Consider the following 14,215-nt stretch of genomic DNA (forward strand, 5'->3'; position numbering starts at 1 on the left):
GATGCGGCCCGACATGCTAGCGCCAGGCGTAGTTGAAGCTCACCGAGATCCGCGGCGTGCGCGCTCGGTTCGCGGGGACTTCGTGGCGCAGCCAGCTCTCCCACATGAAGACGGTTCCGGCCTGGGGCTGCAGGTACACGAAGGCCTGGGCGTCGTCCGGCGCATCCGGGCGGCGAGGCGGGGCCGCCATCATCAGCGGCAACCGGGGGTCCTCGATCTTGAGGGCCGAAGCCCCGGGCGGCGTGGCCACATAGACCGTGCCCGAGATCACGCTGTGGGGATGGATGTGCCCGCTGTGTCCGGCTCCGGGCTTCAGGACGTTCACCCACAGGCTGTCCAGGCGCAGCCGGCCGCCGCCCAGGTCGAGGTGCAGCCCCTCGGCGAAGCGGGCAGCGTGGCGGTCCAGCTTCCTCTTCAGGTCGGCGAACACGCTCATGCGCTGGGGCAGGTCGTTAAGCGACCCATAGGACGTGTAGCCCCCGTAGCCGTGGGCGCGGCTCCAGGCGCGCCCGGCGGCGTCCTCGGCCTCGAGCTCCTGGCAGGCGGCCAAAATCTCGGCGTTGAAATTTTCGAAGCTGCGGTCTGTTGTAAGGCTGGCTTCGTAGATGGGCGTGACGAAGAGCGGGCGCAGCGTCATGGAGGCGGCTTAAACCAGCCCGGTGGTTTCTCAAAACGTCGAGCGGTCGCTCCATCGGACTTCTGGCGCGACGCACGAACGTTGGTTAGGCTTGGCGTACAAATGAGGCCTGCCCGTCGAAGGCAGGCGTTGGGGGAAGCGAGAAGATGATCAGGATCGTTGCGGCCCTTGCTGTGGTGGGCCTCGTCGCGGCGGGCCCGGTGGCCGCGCAGGCGCAGGCCCGGAAGCCTGCCGCCGCCGCCTACAAGGCGCCCCGCGGCCCGGACGGGAAGCACCCCGACCTCAACGGCGTCTGGCAGGTGATGAACACCGCCGGCTGGGATATCGAGCCGCACGCCGCGCGCGCGGCGCTGCAGATGCGTCCCGGTCCCTTCGTGCCGGTGCCGGCCAAGGCGGTCGTGGCGCTGGGCGCGGTCGGCGCGGTTCCGGCGGGCCTCGGCATCGTGGAAGGCGGCGAGATCCCCTACACGCCCGAAGCCAAGAAGAAGCGCGACGAGAACCGGGCCAACTACCTCAGCCTGGAAACCGGCGACCCCGAGATCAAGTGCTACCTGCCGGGCGTGCCGCGCGCGAACTACATGCACCTGCCCTTCCAGATCTTCCAGTCCGAGAAGTCGATGATCATCGCGTACGAGTACGCGGGCGCGGTGCGCAACGTGCTCTTCACCGACCCGGGCCCGCCGCCGGTGGACTCCTGGATGGGCCAGTCGGTGGCCAAGTGGGACGGCGACACCCTGGTGGTCACGGTCAACGGCATGAACGACCGCACCTGGTTCGACCGGGCCGGCAACCACCACTCCGATCAGATGACGGTCGTCGAGCGCTGGACGCCCACCGGACCGGGCGTGATGCGCTACGAGGCCACCATCACCGATCCCAACACCTTCACCCGTCCGTGGAAGATGAGCTTCAACCTCTACAAGCGGCAGGGCGAGGATGCGCGGCTGAACCAGTTCAAGTGCGTCGAGTTCGTGGAAGAACTGATGTACGGTGACCTGCGCAAGGAACCGCTGAAATAGGCCGGCAATGGCCTTTGGATACTTGAGACGACCATCCGGCGTTTGGAGGCGAAGATGGACAAGAGGAAACTGATCATCGCGGGGGCGGTCGCGGCCGGCCTCGGCGCGGCGGCCGCCGGCGGCGCCGCCTGGGCGCACCACGCGTTCGCGGCCGAGTTCGACGGCAAGGCTCCGGTCCTGCTGCGCGGCAAGGTGACCCGGGTGGAGTGGATCAACCCCCACGCCTGGGTGCACATCGCCAACGTGAACAAGGACGGCACCACCACCGCGTGGATGGTGGAAGGCGGCACGCCCAACACGCTGCTGCGCGCCGGCATCGACCGCAACTCGCTGAAGGCCGGGACCGAGATCATCGTCCGCGGCTACCAGTCCAAGGACAAGCTCTGCCGTCCGGCCTGCAAGGCCAACGGCCGCGACGTGACGTTCCCGGACGGCCGCAAGATCTTCATGGGCTCGTCGGGCACCGGCGCGCCGAAGGACGGCTCGGATCCGACCGAGAAGTAGGGTCCGTCCACGAGACCGGATGTGAGGGGGGAGCCTTCGGGCTCCCCTTTTTCGTTCCGGCTCGCGCCTAGCGCGTCTGCAGGCGCAGCAGCGAATCCCACATGTCCTGGGCGAAGCGGATGACCGAGATGTTCGCCGAGAACGCGGCCTTCGCCTCCACCATCTCGACGACCTCCCTGGCCACGTCGACGGTGTCGTCCGCGCCCATGCCGGCGATGTTGACGGCCGAGGCCTCGAACCGGCGGGTCGCCGCCATCAGGCCGTAGCGCGCGGTGCTGATCGGATCCATGGCCGCAAGGCTGCCACGCGAGCGTTAACCGGGGCCTCGCAAGCTTGGTTAGCGAGGCGTTCGCGCCTTGCGGGGCTTCCGGACCTTGGGCGGCAGCGCCGAGGTGAAGACAAAGGCCGCCCGAAGCACCTCCGCGAGCCGCGCTTCGTCCTCCACGACCGAGGCCGGCAGTTCGCTGTAGGCGCGCATCCTGAAACTCGGCCGCGGCTCGAACGTGCGCAGGTCTCCCGTGGCGGACAGCTCCGCGTGCAGCGCGGGCGGCAGCCGGGCGAACACCACCTCCTGGAAGAGCCCCGCGAACATGTTCCCGTTGGCGAAGGCGCAGGGGCAGCCGAACATGACGCGCCGTTCCAGGCCCGAAGCCTCGGGGAGGCTCAGGTCGAAGAGATCGACGAGACCGCGCGGGGGCTTTGTCCAGGCCACCGCGCCAGGATGGCGCGCCGGCGACGGCAGGGGAAGCCGGGCGCGGACAAAGCGCGTATCCTGCCGGGAAAGGAGCAAGCCATGCGACGTCCCATCCTCGGCCTTGCCTTGACCCTGGCGGCGGCCGGCGCCGCTGCCGCCGCGCCGCCGCTCGCGGGAAGCCGCCCGGGACGACCATCCAGTGCATCGAGGCCGGCGGCCGCGCCGTCCCGGCAACCTGCCGGGTTCCGGACAGCCGCCTGGGTCCGGTCGCGTACATCTGCACCTGTCCGGACGGCGGGCAGCGGGTCGAGGTGGCGATCTGCGCCAGGGGCCAGACGCCCCCGCCCGAAGGCCGGGCCCTCAACATCGCCCGCCGCGAAGCGATCCGGGACGGCAGCCTTGTCGGCGACACGGTGGCCGGGCGCCCCATCTGCGAGGCGCCCCGCGACCGCTGAGCCGTCGGCTCAGCCCAGCGCCGCGTAGACCATCTTCTGGAACATGGGCCCGCCCACGCGGCCGGTGGGGCGCTGGCCCTGCATCGCGGTCACCGCCTCGGGGCCCAGCGGCATGGAGTCCTGGATCAGGTACATCAAGATCATGTCGTTGGCCGGGTCGGCCTGCCACCATGTGCCGAACGCGCCCGGCCAGCCGAAGGCCCCCTCGGCGCCGGCGCCCATCCACTCGTGCTTCTGGGCGTCCATGATCATCGAGAGCCCCAGCCCGAAGCCCTGGCTCAGCCAGAACGGCATGCCCATGAAGCCGTGGCCGCGCTGCTCGTCGCTGAGCCGGTTGGCCGCCATGATGTCGACGGTCTCGGTCTTCAGCAGGCGCACGCCGTCCACCTCGCCGCGGCCCAGCAGCATGCGGGCGAACTTGAGGTAGTCGTCGGCGGTGGAGAAGAGGCCGCCGCCGCCGCCTTCGAAGGGGGAGGGCGCGTCGGGAATCGGCAGCGAGACGTCCTTCAGCGGGCCGTCCTGCGGCGGCGCCTGGTAGAGGCGCGCCAGGCGGTCGCGCTTCTCGGGCGGCAGCCAGAAGGCGGTGTCCGTCATGCCCAGCGGGTCGAAGATGCGCGCCTTCAGCACCTCGCCCAGCGGCTTGCCCTCGATCCGGGCCACGAGGAAGCCCAGCACGTCGGTCGCGTGGCTGTAGTGGAAGCGGTCGCCCGGCGGATAGCTGAGCGGAAGCTCGCCCAGCGCCTTCAGCCATTCGTCCGGCGTGAGCGGATTGACCAGCGGCGAGCCCAGCTTCTCCTCATGCGCATAGGCGATGGGGCCCATGGACGTGAAGCCGTACGCGAGGCCGGCGCGGTGGGTCAGCAGGTCCTCGACGGTGATGTCGCGGTGGGCGGGCCGGGTCTTGTCGACGGGGCCGGTCGCCTCTTCCAGCACGACCATGCCGCCCAGTTCCGGGATCCACTTCGTGATCGGATCCTCGAGCGTGAGCTTGCCTTCCTCGACCAGCTGCATGATCGCCACCGAGGTGACCGGCTTGGTCATCGAGGCGATGCGGAAGATGGTGTCGCGCTCCATCGGCAGCCCGCGCGCGATGTCGCGCTGGCCGATGGTGTTGAGCTGGACGATCTCGCCCTTGCGCCAGACCAGGGTCACCATGCCCGAGAGCAGGTTCTGGTCCACCAGCCCCTTGAGGGTCGGACCCACCTGGTCGAGAACCTCACGCTTGAAACCCGCCGGCGCCTGCGCTCCGTCCACGGCCGCCTCCCTTATCGTTGTTCACCCGGCATAGCGCCGCGCGCGGGGCGCCGCGTCAAGGCTTCCCAGGGGGAAGCCGATGTCTCCGGGCCGCCGCCCTGGACCGCCGCGTCCCTTTCCGCCTGCGTCACGTAGAAGCTGCGGAGTTGCGCCTCCGCGACGCCCTTCGTAACTGGGGACACGATGACGTCCGTTCCGTTTGCCAAGCGCCCGTTCGCCGCGGCCCTGCTGGGCGCCCTGGCCGCCGCCTGCTCGCCGCTCTCGATGTTCGCGACCCTGTCGCCAAAGGATCCGTCCAGCCGGGTGGCGAACGGCGCCGCCTACGGGGCGGGCCAGCGGCAGCGGCTGGACGTCTACGCGCCCCGCGGCGCCTCGCATGCGCCCGTGGCGGTCTTCTTCTACGGCGGCTCGTGGGATTCCGGCCGACGGCAGGACTACAACTGGGTCGGCCGGGCGCTGGCCTCGCGCGGCTTCGTCACCGTGGTCGCCGACTACCGTCTCTATCCCGAGGTGAAGTACCCCGGCTTCCTCGAGGACGGGGCGCAAGCGGTGAAGTGGGCGGTGGACAACGCCGGGCGGTACGGCGCGGACCCCAGCCGGATCGTGCTCGTGGGCCACTCCGCGGGGGCCTACAACGCCGTGATGCTGGGCCTGGACGGGCGCTACCTCAAGGCCGCCGGGGTCGCCCCCGATAGGATCAAGGCAATCGCCGGCCTCGCCGGTCCCTACGACTTCCTGCCGCTCAAGGGCGACACGACCAACCGGGTGTTCGGCGGCGCCGACGATCTGCCGTCGACCCAGCCGCTGGCCTTTGTGACCTCGTCCTCGCCGCCGGCGTTCCTGGCCACGGGCGCCCGCGACGGGATCGTCTATCCCAAGAACACGATCGCCCTGGCCAACCGGCTGCGCGCGGCCGGCGTGCCGGTGGAGGAGCGCCACTACCAGGGCGTCGAGCACATCGGCATCATCCTGGCGCTGTCGCGGCCGCTGCGGGGGGGCGCGCCGGTGCTCGAGGACATGACGGGCTTCCTGCGCCGCCATGTCGACGCAAGCGTTGCTGCAACGCAGAATGAAGCCGCCGCCGCCGAGTAGTCGTCGACGCCCGACGGCTTACGGCGTAAGGCTTCGGCGCCCCTGAGTGACCCTGTTGCGATGCCGCATTGAACCCGCGACGGGGCGTGCGTATATGCCGGCCGCCCCTTGGAGGATCCCATGCTGCTCACCCTCATGAAGGCCAAGCTGCATCGCGCGACGGTCACCCAGGCCGACCTGGACTACGAGGGGTCGATCGCCATCGACCGCGACCTGCTCGACGCGTCCGGCATCCTGCCGCACGAGCAGGTGGACGTGCTCAACATCACCAACGGCGCGCGCTTCACCACCTACGCCATAGAAGCGCCGCGCGGATCGCGTGTGATCGGCGTCAATGGCGCGGCCGCCCGCCTCGTCCAGAAGGGCGACAAGGTCATCGTGGTGACCTATGGCATGCTGCCGGCCGAGGAGGCGCGAAACTATGCCCCGACCGTGGTGCTCCTGGACGACGGCAACGAGATCAAGGTGGCCGCCTAGGCCCGCTGCGGCCCTGGCCGCGCTCGGCTTCGCCGCGCTCGGCCTGGCGGCCTGTTCGCCCACCGCGCCGCCCGGCGTCGACCGCGACAAGCTGGACGCGGCCGTGTCGCGCGCCGTCGGCGACCCCAACACCTGCGTGCTGATCGCCGACGCCGACTCGGGCCGCACGCTCTACCGCTACAACACCGCCACCACGTGTGCGCGCGAGTTCGCGGCGTGCGACCAGCCCGGGACGCGCACTCTCAAGACCCTGCTCGACGCGACCGTGAAGGACCGCCAGGCGCGGACACTGTCCTGCAACACCCAGGCCGATGCGTCGCGGGGCGTCGGCTGGGCCAGCGGCCCCATCGCGGGCACGTCCTACGTCTACGCGGCGATGATGGAGGGCGACCGCGCCTTCCCCGGCCGCATGATGGCCGACCGGCTCGAAACCGCCTTCCGCCGCGCGAAGGTGTCGAAGGCGCCTTAGGGCCGCCCGCTTGGACGGCCCCGCGGACGTTTCGTCGAACCTACCGCGTCAGCTCGTAGAGCCCGCTCACGTCGATCCGCACCCGCAGCTCGCCGCCGGCCACCGGCGTGCCGGCGTCCTTGGCCTGGGCGGCCATGGCGAACCGCTCCATCGGCATCGGCGGGGGCGGGGTGAAGCCGCCGCCCTCCGACAGGCTGACCAGGCGCGACACGCGGTGGCCCGTCGCCCGCGCGTAGAGGTCCGCCTTGGCCTGCAGCGCCTTCACGGCGGCCTCGCGGGCGACGTTCTCGGCCGCGGTGGGATCCTTCAGGCCGAAGCTGATCCCGTTGACCTGGTTGGCGCCGGCCGCGACCGAGGCGTCCACCGCAGGCCCCAGCCGCTTCAGGTCGTTGACGGTGATCGTCACCTGGTTCGAGACCTGGTAGCCGATGAGCTGCGGCGGCTGGTTCTCCTGGTAGCGGTACTGCGGCGACAGGTTCAGGTTGGACGTCTGGATGTCGCGGTCGGCCAGCCCGGCGCGGCGCAGGCTCGCCATCACGGCGGTCATCCGCTGCGCGTTGGCGCTCATGGCCTCGGCGGCGGTGCGGCCCTCGGTCATCACGCCCAGGCTGATGACGGCCATGTCGGGCGCCACCTTGGCTTCGCCGTAGGCCGCAAGGTTCAGCGTCGTGGCCCGGAACATGGTGTCGGCGGCCGGCGGCGCGGCCTGGGCCAAGGCGGCGGTGGCCGCGGTGGAGGTCAGCAGCGCCAGGCTCAGGCCGGCGGCGCGCATCAAGGTCTTCATGGTCGGCTCCAGTGGGGGGGAGGATGGAACGCCCAAGCGTGGCAGTCCGTGCCTGAACGCAAGCTTTAAGCGCCATGCAGCCCGTGGTAACGCCCCAGCCTGCCGCGCGGCTACGGGCCTGTAGCTCAATGGTTAGAGCCGGCCGCTCATAACGGTCTGGTTGCAGGTTCGAGTCCTGCCGGGCCCACCAGCGCGCTTTTTCAGGCGCGTTCAGAGCGTCCCGAAGCTTCGCGCTAAACCATTAGAAAAACGGAGAAAACTATCACGCAAACGTGCGAGCGGGTTTCGCGTGAGTTGGATCATTTGTAGAACATGCTGTGGTATTTTTTGGGTCCGATACCAACAAAACAGCGCGCGATACCAACAGCCATGCCGCTCACCGATTCGAAGCTGATGAGCCTCGGCGCCGTCCACGCCGCGACGCCTGCGATAGACCGCAAGCCCCGGAAGGTCGTCGACAGCGAAGGGCTGTACATCTTTCTGCAGCCGTCGGGCTCAATGCTTTGGCGCCTCGCCTACCGCTTCGACGGCAAGCAGAAGGTTCTCGCGCTCGGGAAGTATCCCGACGTCTCGCTCCCGAAGGCGCGAAAGGCTGCGGTGGATGCGCGGGCCCTGATCGCCGATGGCCATGACCCCTCTGTCGAGCGGAAGCGGGCAAAGACCAAAGCCAAGACCGCAGCGATGGACAGCACGTTCCGGTCGGTCGCCGAGGCTTGGTTCAAGGCTCGAAAGATCAAGTGGGTCAAAAGCTATTCTGATCGACTTCGTTCACGCCTGGACGATGATCTACTTCCGGACCTTGGCGACATGAAGATCGCCACGATCGAGCCGGTGGAAGTCCTCCGTTGCATCCGAAAAATCGAGGAGCGCGACGCACCGGAAATGGCGCGGCGGGTCCTGCAGATGGCCGGCAACATCTTTCGATTTGGCGTGGCGACCGGACATTGCCCACGCAATCCGGCAGCCGACGTTCGCGATGCGCTGGCCTCGCCTAAACCGGTCAAGCACCGGCCCGCCCTTAAGCCGGGCGAACTCCCCGCGTTTATGCGAAGCTTGGCACAATACGATGGAGCCGAGAGGACTAGGCTTGGCCTTGAGCTGGTCGCGCATACCATGGTGCGCACCTCGGAGGTCCGGTTCGCTCACCGAGACGAGTTCGAAAATCTGGATGGCCCTCAAGCGCTGTGGCGCATACCCGCCGCGCGCATGAAGATGCGGCGCGACCATCTTGTACCGCTGTCTCCGCCAGCCGTCGGGATCGTGAAGCGTTTACTCGTGCTTGCGGGCAATAAGCCCCTGCTGTTCGGCGCGGACACCAAAAGCGGCGTGATCTCGGAGAACACGCTAATCTATGCCGTCTATCGCATGGGCTATCACAGCCGCGCTTCGGTCCACGGCCTCCGCTCAACCGCCTCCACGATCCTCAACGAACACGAGTTCAACCGGGACTGGATCGAGATGCAGCTGGCGCACAGCGAGAGGAGTGTTCGGTCGATCTACAACGCCGCCGAATGGATCAGTGGTCGCCGTGTGATGATGGTGTGGTGGTCCAGCTATCTTGGCCACCTGATGGCTGGCCGCAATCCTGATGGAACTGTGCATCAGGAACCTGCCAACGAGGATCGGTTGCCCGAGGAGGCTGCAGCGACCCTACGCCGAATGGAAGAGTCCCGAAGCTAGCTAGAGGCCGCTTTCCTGTCGCCACCCGAGGTCGGCAATCTGGACGCCGCCGGGCGCCGGAGATAGCTCGACCCCCCGCCCGAGCTGCGGCGTCGCTTGGCCAAGCCGCAGCCGGGCGAAGTGCTCCACGCCCTGAGCATCGCGCACCACGACCCATCCTGACGCGCCGAGCTCGTCATGATGTCCGGCTTTCACCAGCCGGCCGCGTACCCGCTCGGCGACGACCTCGCGAACCTCGCGGCCGGACTCCAGACGTCGCTGGTGCAGCGTGCGGATGATGTCGCGCCGCAGCTGCAGCGTGCGCAGACGTTGCTCCAGGTCGGGGTGGAGACGGTAGCGACCGCCCAAGCGCGTCGCCAGCCCCAGGGCCTCGAGGTGGCGCAGGCGCCCGCGCGTCAGGGCCGACCAGGCGTCGCTGCCGCCTACGCCGTCGTCAACACCAAGACTTGCGTCTGCCGCCTGCAGCAGCCGGCGATCGAAACCGGTGAAGCGGTCGGCCTGCGTCTCACGCCAGATGCGCTGCTCCGCCTCAATCCGCGAAAGGTCGCCCAAGAGCTCGTGGGCCACCTCCTGGGCGCGGGCCCGGAAGCCGTACCCCACGTAGTCGCGCGGAATGACGAGGTCGCGGCCCGAACTGCGGCGTCCCCTAACGAGGACATGGGCGTGGGGCTGGTCGGTGTCGAAATGGCAGATCGCGATCCACTGGAGCTCGGGCTCGCCCAGATCGTCGGCCACGCGCCGGAGGGTCTCGCGCGTATAGCGCTTCAGGTCGGCGAGGCGATCCCCGTGCTCGGGTGAGATGATGAACCGGAAATGGTGCCGGTCCTGCGGCCATTCGGCGGTCACGGCGCTGGCGTCGAGCTCGTCCGCATCGCGATCGAAAAAGCTTCCGGACTTGCCCTCCGCGCCGACGCCTGAGCGTCCGAGATACGAAACGTGCGCGGCCAATGCGCCGCCTCGGGCCGCGCCTCTCCCGAGGTGTCGCGAAACCATCGCCTTCACGATCACCCGTTGCCGAACGTCCAGACGAAACGGCCGCCCGGACCGTTTCTGGGCCGATCTGAGGACCCCCGCGCGATCGCCGTAGGCGAAGAGACGTGATGCGGCGAGCCGTTGCAGGATCGCCGTCCGCACGGGGAAGCGGTCGGTCTTCAGCCGCGCCGGCAGGCGCGCTACGCGCCGAGGCGGCTCACGGCGAGACGACGCAAGCAGCCGGATCTCGATGGCGTCCCTGGCGAGCATGGCGAGCGTGTTCCACCGCCTATCGCCCGCGTCCCGACGAGTTGTCGAAGTGACATCAGCTGGAGATAAGCGATGGAAAACCTAGAGCAAAACGCGCGACTAAACACCTCTTTTATCTTGCCCTGAACCAAGAAATCGAAGTCGACATCAATCCTCATCATGATCCATCAAACAACAGCAAGCACCGCCCATCACCTATGATTTCCAGCCATCTAGCGCGAGTCTCCCCGCCGCATCGGCCAAAAGAAGAAACCCGCCCGGCCGGAGCCGAGCGGGTCTGGGGAAGATGACGGGCTGTGCCTCAGGCCGCCTTGGCCCGGATCGCCAGATGCTGGACGCCGCGCGCCAGAGCCTGCTGGGCCAGGTTCATCGCCGGCCCGAACGGGTGCGTACCCGCCCCTCGGCGCTCGTCTAGAGACTGCGCTAAGGTCAGGCAGCACGTGGGCTCAAGGGCCATCAGGTCGTCGTTGGCCCGGAACGGCGCAGCCTTCTGGTGCCGGTCGAAGTCGGCCCGGGCGAGCACCAGGGTGACGCCCTTCTGCTGCGCCCAGCGGATCGCCAACCGCTCCGCCCCGCGGGCTCCCGTGGTGGCGAGGGCCATGTCCGGCCACTGCGACCGGGCCCAGTTCAGGGCGTCGAAGATGCGGCTCGCATCGGTCTGGCTGTCGGCGAAGGGGGCGCCCCGGAAGGCCACCACGGGCCCGCCGGGATCCGCGTCCGACGCCTTGCGCCGATCGATGGCCCGCAGCGCCTGCTTGGCCTCCAGCTGGGCGGCGGTCAGATGGGTGCCGCGCCGGCTGCCGCGCCACGGCGTCCAGACCTCGCCGGTCGCCGTCGTGAAGACCTCCGCTGCCGCGTCCCGGATGAGTTCGCAAGCCGCCTGTGCGACGTCGGCCGAGCGCGCCGACCGCGTGGCGTCCTGCAGTTCGGTGTCGGCCATCTCCGATCCGTCGAAGTCGCGCTCGAGGCTGCGCATCCGATCACGGGCCCGATCCGCATCGCGCTCGATGCGTCCCGCCGCCGAATGGAAGGCGCCGATCAGGCTCTCGGCGAGGATCGTCTGGACGTCTTCCAGAGCGCTGCCGCCCACGATGTCGAGCAATTCCGTCATCAGGGCGTGCCCCAGCTGTACGAGCGCCGCTTCCGTGGGATGCGGCCGGGGGTCTTCCAGCGCCGCGGCTTGCACGTCGAACGCCGTATCCGAGGCTGAGAAGGCATGAAGGGAGAAGGTCATCGAAGGACTCCGTGAATGAGAGGAACCGCCGATGCGCCGCCCGCGCAACGACCTCCCTCCTGGCCACGTCGGGCCCCGGGCAGTCACCGGAGCGGAGCGCCTTTCGCGGAGCGGAGGGGAACGGCCGTAGGCCGTTGACGGCCAGGGTGACGTGATAGGATGAGAGGGCGTTGTGTGGGGGTGTCGCGCCCGCCCGTAGAGGCGGGCGCTCAACTCGGCGCGCGTCTCGCGCCGATAGCTGAGGCTCAGTCACCCCAGGGCCCGCCCTGCCAGCTTGATTAGATGGTTCCGCGCGACCGGCCGATAGGCCAGGGCCCCATGCGGCGCACAATAGGCCCCGCGCACCGCAGGACGGCCGCAGAGGCAGAAGCCGTCGGATCCCGGTTCGCCGATCGGCCAGCGGCACTGGCCCCGACGAACGCTGACCACGCTCGCCAGCCCCGTCGCAGGCAGTTCGCTCTCAAGGCCCACGACCCGGGGTGGAGGCAACGCGCGGTCGGGCTGGGTCCGAGGCGGCAGGCGCACGCGCCGCTCCCGGCGCTGGTCGGCCCGACCCGCTCCAGGAAAGTGCGGCGCGGCGCGGCCGGTCAAGCCCAGCCGGTGGACCTTCCCGATCACCGCGTTGCGGGTGATCCCATGACCCAGGTCGCGGGCGATCTGGCTGGCGCTCAGGCCGTCGCGCCAGAGCTTGCTGAGGACCTCCACGCGGTCGTCGGTCCAGGTGATGGCGGGGGCGGACATGGTTGGCTCCGGGTCTTCGCGAGCCCGATCGGCTCGCCCCCGTCGCCCTTCCTTCCGCCTTCGCGTGAGGGATCGTCACCCGTAGGGCGGAGACCCGGAACGGGGCTCCGGGAGCCGCAGGCGAGTAGAGCCCGGCCCGGCCGTCCGGCCGGGGCACGCCCAGACTTCCCGCGTCGCCGCCCGAATCCGGCTAGCCTTTCCCTGATGACCCTGGCGCCACCCAAGGAGAACAGGGGACGCGCCGTCTTCCGCGCCCTGGTGGAAAGCGGCGCGAGCCTCCTGCCGCTCGCCGGCGTGCTTGCGCGCCTCTACCAGACGACACACCCCACCCAGTTCGCCCAGGACGTCGAGCGCTGGCAGGGCGACTTTACCGCCACAGTCAACGAGCTGGCCCAGAGGCTCGCGGCGCTCGAAGCCCAGTACGCGCCGCAGGCGGTCCTCTCGGACCTGGCCCTGGAGGCCGCCGTCTGGTTCGTGGCCGATCCGGACCGCCCGCCCCACTGGCCGGTGAGCCTGGGCGACATCGTCGAAGGCCTGCCCGGCCAGGACCCCGCCCTCGTGGCCGAGGCGGTCCACGAACTCGCCGACGCCGACCTCCTCACCCTCACGCCGAACATCGGGCCGGGCGGGGACCGCGCGCGGGCGCACTGGCCACTGATCTGGCTCTTCGAGCCCCTGGCGAGCGGGATCTCCCCGGTCCAGGACGCCGCCCGACTGGCCCAACAGGGGCTCGCCGAGGATTATCTCGAAGCCCAGGCCATCCAGGACGCGAACGGCTGGACGGTCCGGCGCGTCAACGCCGCCTTCGAGCTCGTCGCCACATTCGCGCCCGAGGGGCACGTGAGCCGGCCCGCGCACCCGGTCTTCTCCCTCTACGGCATCCACATCGACGCCGGCACACGACGCCGCCTGCGCGCCTTCATCGGCGCCCAGGCCCACACGAAAGCGGCCAGCTCCGCGGGGAGCTGACCGCTCGATCGTCAGGCAGACGGCTCGGCCCCTAGAACGGGATCTCGTCGTCCAGCTCCGCCATCGGGGGCGCCGCCCTCTCAGGCGGCGGCGCGCGCTCCGCGCGCGGCGTGCGGGACTTGATCCGCAGGCCCTCGACGATCAGCCGCAGGTCGTAGTGCACCGTGCCGTCCTTGCCGGTCCAGGTGTCGTTCTCGACGTGGCCGCTCACCACCACCCGCACGCCCTTGTGGGCGTAGGGTCCGATGTAGTCCTGCGCCGTCCTCTCGTTGAAGCAGACGCAGTTGAAGCCGGTGGTGCGCTCGCCCACCTGCCCGTCGCTGCGCCGGAACCGCACGGTCTCCAGGACCCGGAAGCTGGCCCGCTTGCGCCCGGAACCCTGGGCGGCGAGGATGGAGGGATCGGCTGCGAGGTAGCCGTCGATGATCACGCTTTGCATGTTGGATCTCCTTGGGATTGGGGCCGGTCAGGCGGCTTGCTGCCGGGCGTCGGGCTGGCGGTCCGAGGCCCAGTCGAGGACGGTCAGCGACCGGATCACGAGCTCCTTGGCGGCCCGCTCCTCGCCGTCGCGCGCCTCGTAGAGGTTGTCGACGAAGGCGCCGATGGCAACGACCTCGCACCCCGACGCCAGCCCCTCGGCGATCACGCGATCGTTGAGGCCCTGGGCCCAGCTCACGCAGTTGACCCCCACCACGCGCGGCTCGCCCGCCGCGTCACGGCCCCGGTTCTCCAGCAGCCGGAACACGGCCTTGGCATAGTCCTCCGTCACCTGCGGATCGGCCGCGAGGCGGCCCACGAAAACCACATTCTGCATCACAGTCTCCTTGAGTGGACGAAGCGCCGAGGCCAAATCCCCGGACCGCTTCGCCCGGCGAAGCCCTCCCTCCCGCTTCATGGCGCGCCTCCGCCGCCGCAACCCGACACGATGCCGCCTTGGCGAGCGCCCTGTCCCGGCGCTAAGCCA

Annotated in this window: 17 protein-coding genes and 1 tRNA gene; 8 read left to right on the forward strand and 10 right to left on the reverse strand. The window is 69.4% G+C overall.

The genetic code is table 11. The features are described 5' to 3' along the window. Nucleotides 1–16 precede the first annotated feature (16 nt). Entirely contained in the window at nt 17–637 is a 621-nt protein-coding gene (locus tag AC2D8W_RS14710; protein ID WP_484672131.1) for a TIGR02466 family protein, read from the reverse strand. Between the two features lie 146 nt (nt 638–783). Here AC2D8W_RS14710 and AC2D8W_RS14715 point away from each other — a divergent pair, with 146 nt between their 5' ends. Both AC2D8W_RS14715 and AC2D8W_RS14720 read left to right on the forward strand, forming a co-directional pair. After that, nucleotides 784–1,656 (forward strand): hypothetical protein, encoded by an 873-nt coding sequence (locus tag AC2D8W_RS14715; protein WP_293479383.1) that lies wholly within the window; start codon nt 784–786, stop codon nt 1,654–1,656. 54 nt (nt 1,657–1,710) lie between these two features. Next, nucleotides 1,711–2,160, forward strand: a complete 450-nt coding sequence (locus tag AC2D8W_RS14720) for a DUF6152 family protein (RefSeq protein WP_484672132.1) — start codon at nt 1,711–1,713, stop codon at nt 2,158–2,160. Between the two features lie 67 nt (nt 2,161–2,227). On the opposite strand, the gene AC2D8W_RS14725 is transcribed toward AC2D8W_RS14720, so the two are convergent. The 3 genes from AC2D8W_RS14725 to AC2D8W_RS14735 all read right to left on the reverse strand — a co-directional run bounded on the left by AC2D8W_RS14725 (nt 2,228) and on the right by AC2D8W_RS14735 (nt 4,563). Then, nucleotides 2,228–2,449, reverse strand: a complete 222-nt coding sequence (locus AC2D8W_RS14725; protein ID WP_293479379.1) for a flagellar basal body rod C-terminal domain-containing protein — start codon at nt 2,447–2,449, stop codon at nt 2,228–2,230. A gap of 48 nt (nt 2,450–2,497) precedes the next feature. Continuing rightward, nucleotides 2,498–2,872: a TfoX/Sxy family protein gene (locus tag AC2D8W_RS14730; RefSeq protein ID WP_484672133.1), complete on the reverse strand. Its 375-nt coding sequence runs from the start codon at nt 2,870–2,872 to the stop codon at nt 2,498–2,500. A gap of 446 nt (nt 2,873–3,318) precedes the next feature. Beyond that, nucleotides 3,319–4,563 carry a serine hydrolase domain-containing protein gene (locus AC2D8W_RS14735; RefSeq protein ID WP_484672134.1) on the reverse strand — a complete coding sequence of 415 codons (1,245 nt, stop codon included), beginning with the start codon at nt 4,561–4,563 and terminating at the stop codon, nt 3,319–3,321. Between the two features lie 183 nt (nt 4,564–4,746). Here AC2D8W_RS14735 and AC2D8W_RS14740 point away from each other — a divergent pair, with 183 nt between their 5' ends. The 3 genes from AC2D8W_RS14740 to AC2D8W_RS14750 all read left to right on the forward strand — a co-directional run bounded on the left by AC2D8W_RS14740 (nt 4,747) and on the right by AC2D8W_RS14750 (nt 6,601). Then, entirely contained in the window at nt 4,747–5,655 is a 909-nt protein-coding gene (locus tag AC2D8W_RS14740; protein ID WP_484672135.1) for an alpha/beta hydrolase, read from the forward strand. Between the two features lie 120 nt (nt 5,656–5,775). Beyond that, on the forward strand, nt 5,776–6,132 hold the full coding sequence (gene panD, locus AC2D8W_RS14745; protein WP_484672136.1) for an aspartate 1-decarboxylase: 357 nt from the start codon (nt 5,776–5,778) through the stop codon (nt 6,130–6,132). Beyond that, a complete protein-coding gene (locus AC2D8W_RS14750; protein WP_484672137.1) occupies nt 6,077–6,601 on the forward strand; it encodes a hypothetical protein in 525 nt (174 codons plus the stop codon). The genes panD and AC2D8W_RS14750 overlap by 56 nt, the downstream gene beginning before the upstream one ends. Nucleotides 6,602–6,641: 40 nt before the next feature. Here the strand turns inward: AC2D8W_RS14750 and AC2D8W_RS14755 are convergent, their stop codons facing one another. Next, nucleotides 6,642–7,385 carry an SIMPL domain-containing protein gene (locus tag AC2D8W_RS14755; RefSeq protein ID WP_484672138.1) on the reverse strand — a complete coding sequence of 248 codons (744 nt, stop codon included), beginning with the start codon at nt 7,383–7,385 and terminating at the stop codon, nt 6,642–6,644. Between the two features lie 114 nt (nt 7,386–7,499). Here AC2D8W_RS14755 and AC2D8W_RS14760 point away from each other — a divergent pair. Both AC2D8W_RS14760 and AC2D8W_RS14765 read left to right on the forward strand, forming a co-directional pair. Next, nucleotides 7,500–7,575 (forward strand) — tRNA-Ile (locus AC2D8W_RS14760). 179 nt (nt 7,576–7,754) lie between these two features. Continuing rightward, nucleotides 7,755–9,065, forward strand: a complete 1,311-nt coding sequence (locus AC2D8W_RS14765) for a tyrosine-type recombinase/integrase (protein WP_484672139.1) — start codon at nt 7,755–7,757, stop codon at nt 9,063–9,065. Here AC2D8W_RS14765 and AC2D8W_RS14770 read toward each other — a convergent pair whose 3' ends face one another. From AC2D8W_RS14770 to AC2D8W_RS14780, 3 genes are all read right to left on the reverse strand, one after another. Further along, the gene (locus AC2D8W_RS14770) at nt 9,066–10,307 is read right to left on the reverse strand and encodes a DUF3363 domain-containing protein (RefSeq protein ID WP_484672140.1); all 1,242 of its coding nucleotides are present in this window, start codon (nt 10,305–10,307) and stop codon (nt 9,066–9,068) included. It abuts the gene before it with no gap. Between the two features lie 301 nt (nt 10,308–10,608). Beyond that, nucleotides 10,609–11,541, reverse strand: coding sequence for a DUF2493 domain-containing protein (locus tag AC2D8W_RS14775; RefSeq protein WP_484672141.1), 933 nt, complete (start codon nt 11,539–11,541; stop codon nt 10,609–10,611). Nucleotides 11,542–11,790: 249 nt separating this feature from the next. Beyond that, on the reverse strand, nt 11,791–12,282 hold the full coding sequence (locus AC2D8W_RS14780) for a GcrA family cell cycle regulator (protein WP_484672142.1): 492 nt from the start codon (nt 12,280–12,282) through the stop codon (nt 11,791–11,793). Between the two features lie 204 nt (nt 12,283–12,486). Between AC2D8W_RS14780 and AC2D8W_RS14785 the strand changes: the two genes are divergently transcribed. Beyond that, complete coding sequence (locus AC2D8W_RS14785; protein WP_484672143.1) at nt 12,487–13,251, forward strand: hypothetical protein; 765 nt, start codon at nt 12,487–12,489, stop codon at nt 13,249–13,251. Between the two features lie 31 nt (nt 13,252–13,282). On the opposite strand, the gene AC2D8W_RS14790 is transcribed toward AC2D8W_RS14785, so the two are convergent. Together AC2D8W_RS14790 and AC2D8W_RS14795 are read right to left on the reverse strand one after the other, a co-directional pair. Then, nucleotides 13,283–13,690, reverse strand: coding sequence for a single-stranded DNA-binding protein (locus AC2D8W_RS14790; protein ID WP_484672144.1), 408 nt, complete (start codon nt 13,688–13,690; stop codon nt 13,283–13,285). Between the two features lie 27 nt (nt 13,691–13,717). Then, entirely contained in the window at nt 13,718–14,065 is a 348-nt protein-coding gene (locus AC2D8W_RS14795; protein ID WP_484672145.1) for a single-stranded DNA-binding protein, read from the reverse strand. Nucleotides 14,066–14,215: the final 150 nt, after the last annotated feature.

Source organism: Phenylobacterium sp. T106 (genome assembly GCF_057219735.1).

Excerpts from the sequence above, each read along its gene's own strand:
- AC2D8W_RS14710 (WP_484672131.1), bottom strand. The coding sequence starts at position 637 with ATGACGCTGCGCCCGCTCTTCGTCACGCCCATCTACGAAGCCAGCCTT.
- AC2D8W_RS14715 (WP_293479383.1), top strand. The coding sequence starts at position 784 with ATGATCAGGATCGTTGCGGCCCTTGCTGTGGTGGGCCTCGTCGCGGCG.
- AC2D8W_RS14720 (WP_484672132.1), top strand. The coding sequence starts at position 1,711 with ATGGACAAGAGGAAACTGATCATCGCGGGGGCGGTCGCGGCCGGCCTC.
- AC2D8W_RS14725 (WP_293479379.1), bottom strand. The coding sequence starts at position 2,449 with ATGGATCCGATCAGCACCGCGCGCTACGGCCTGATGGCGGCGACCCGC.
- AC2D8W_RS14740 (WP_484672135.1), top strand. The coding sequence starts at position 4,747 with ATGACGTCCGTTCCGTTTGCCAAGCGCCCGTTCGCCGCGGCCCTGCTG.
- panD (WP_484672136.1), top strand. The coding sequence starts at position 5,776 with ATGCTGCTCACCCTCATGAAGGCCAAGCTGCATCGCGCGACGGTCACC.
- AC2D8W_RS14750 (WP_484672137.1), top strand. The coding sequence starts at position 6,077 with ATGCCCCGACCGTGGTGCTCCTGGACGACGGCAACGAGATCAAGGTGG.
- AC2D8W_RS14755 (WP_484672138.1), bottom strand. The coding sequence starts at position 7,385 with ATGAAGACCTTGATGCGCGCCGCCGGCCTGAGCCTGGCGCTGCTGACC.
- AC2D8W_RS14765 (WP_484672139.1), top strand. The coding sequence starts at position 7,755 with ATGCCGCTCACCGATTCGAAGCTGATGAGCCTCGGCGCCGTCCACGCC.
- AC2D8W_RS14770 (WP_484672140.1), bottom strand. The coding sequence starts at position 10,307 with ATGCTCGCCAGGGACGCCATCGAGATCCGGCTGCTTGCGTCGTCTCGC.
- AC2D8W_RS14775 (WP_484672141.1), bottom strand. The coding sequence starts at position 11,541 with ATGACCTTCTCCCTTCATGCCTTCTCAGCCTCGGATACGGCGTTCGAC.
- AC2D8W_RS14780 (WP_484672142.1), bottom strand. The coding sequence starts at position 12,282 with ATGTCCGCCCCCGCCATCACCTGGACCGACGACCGCGTGGAGGTCCTC.
- AC2D8W_RS14785 (WP_484672143.1), top strand. The coding sequence starts at position 12,487 with ATGACCCTGGCGCCACCCAAGGAGAACAGGGGACGCGCCGTCTTCCGC.
- AC2D8W_RS14790 (WP_484672144.1), bottom strand. The coding sequence starts at position 13,690 with ATGCAAAGCGTGATCATCGACGGCTACCTCGCAGCCGATCCCTCCATC.
- AC2D8W_RS14795 (WP_484672145.1), bottom strand. The coding sequence starts at position 14,065 with ATGCAGAATGTGGTTTTCGTGGGCCGCCTCGCGGCCGATCCGCAGGTG.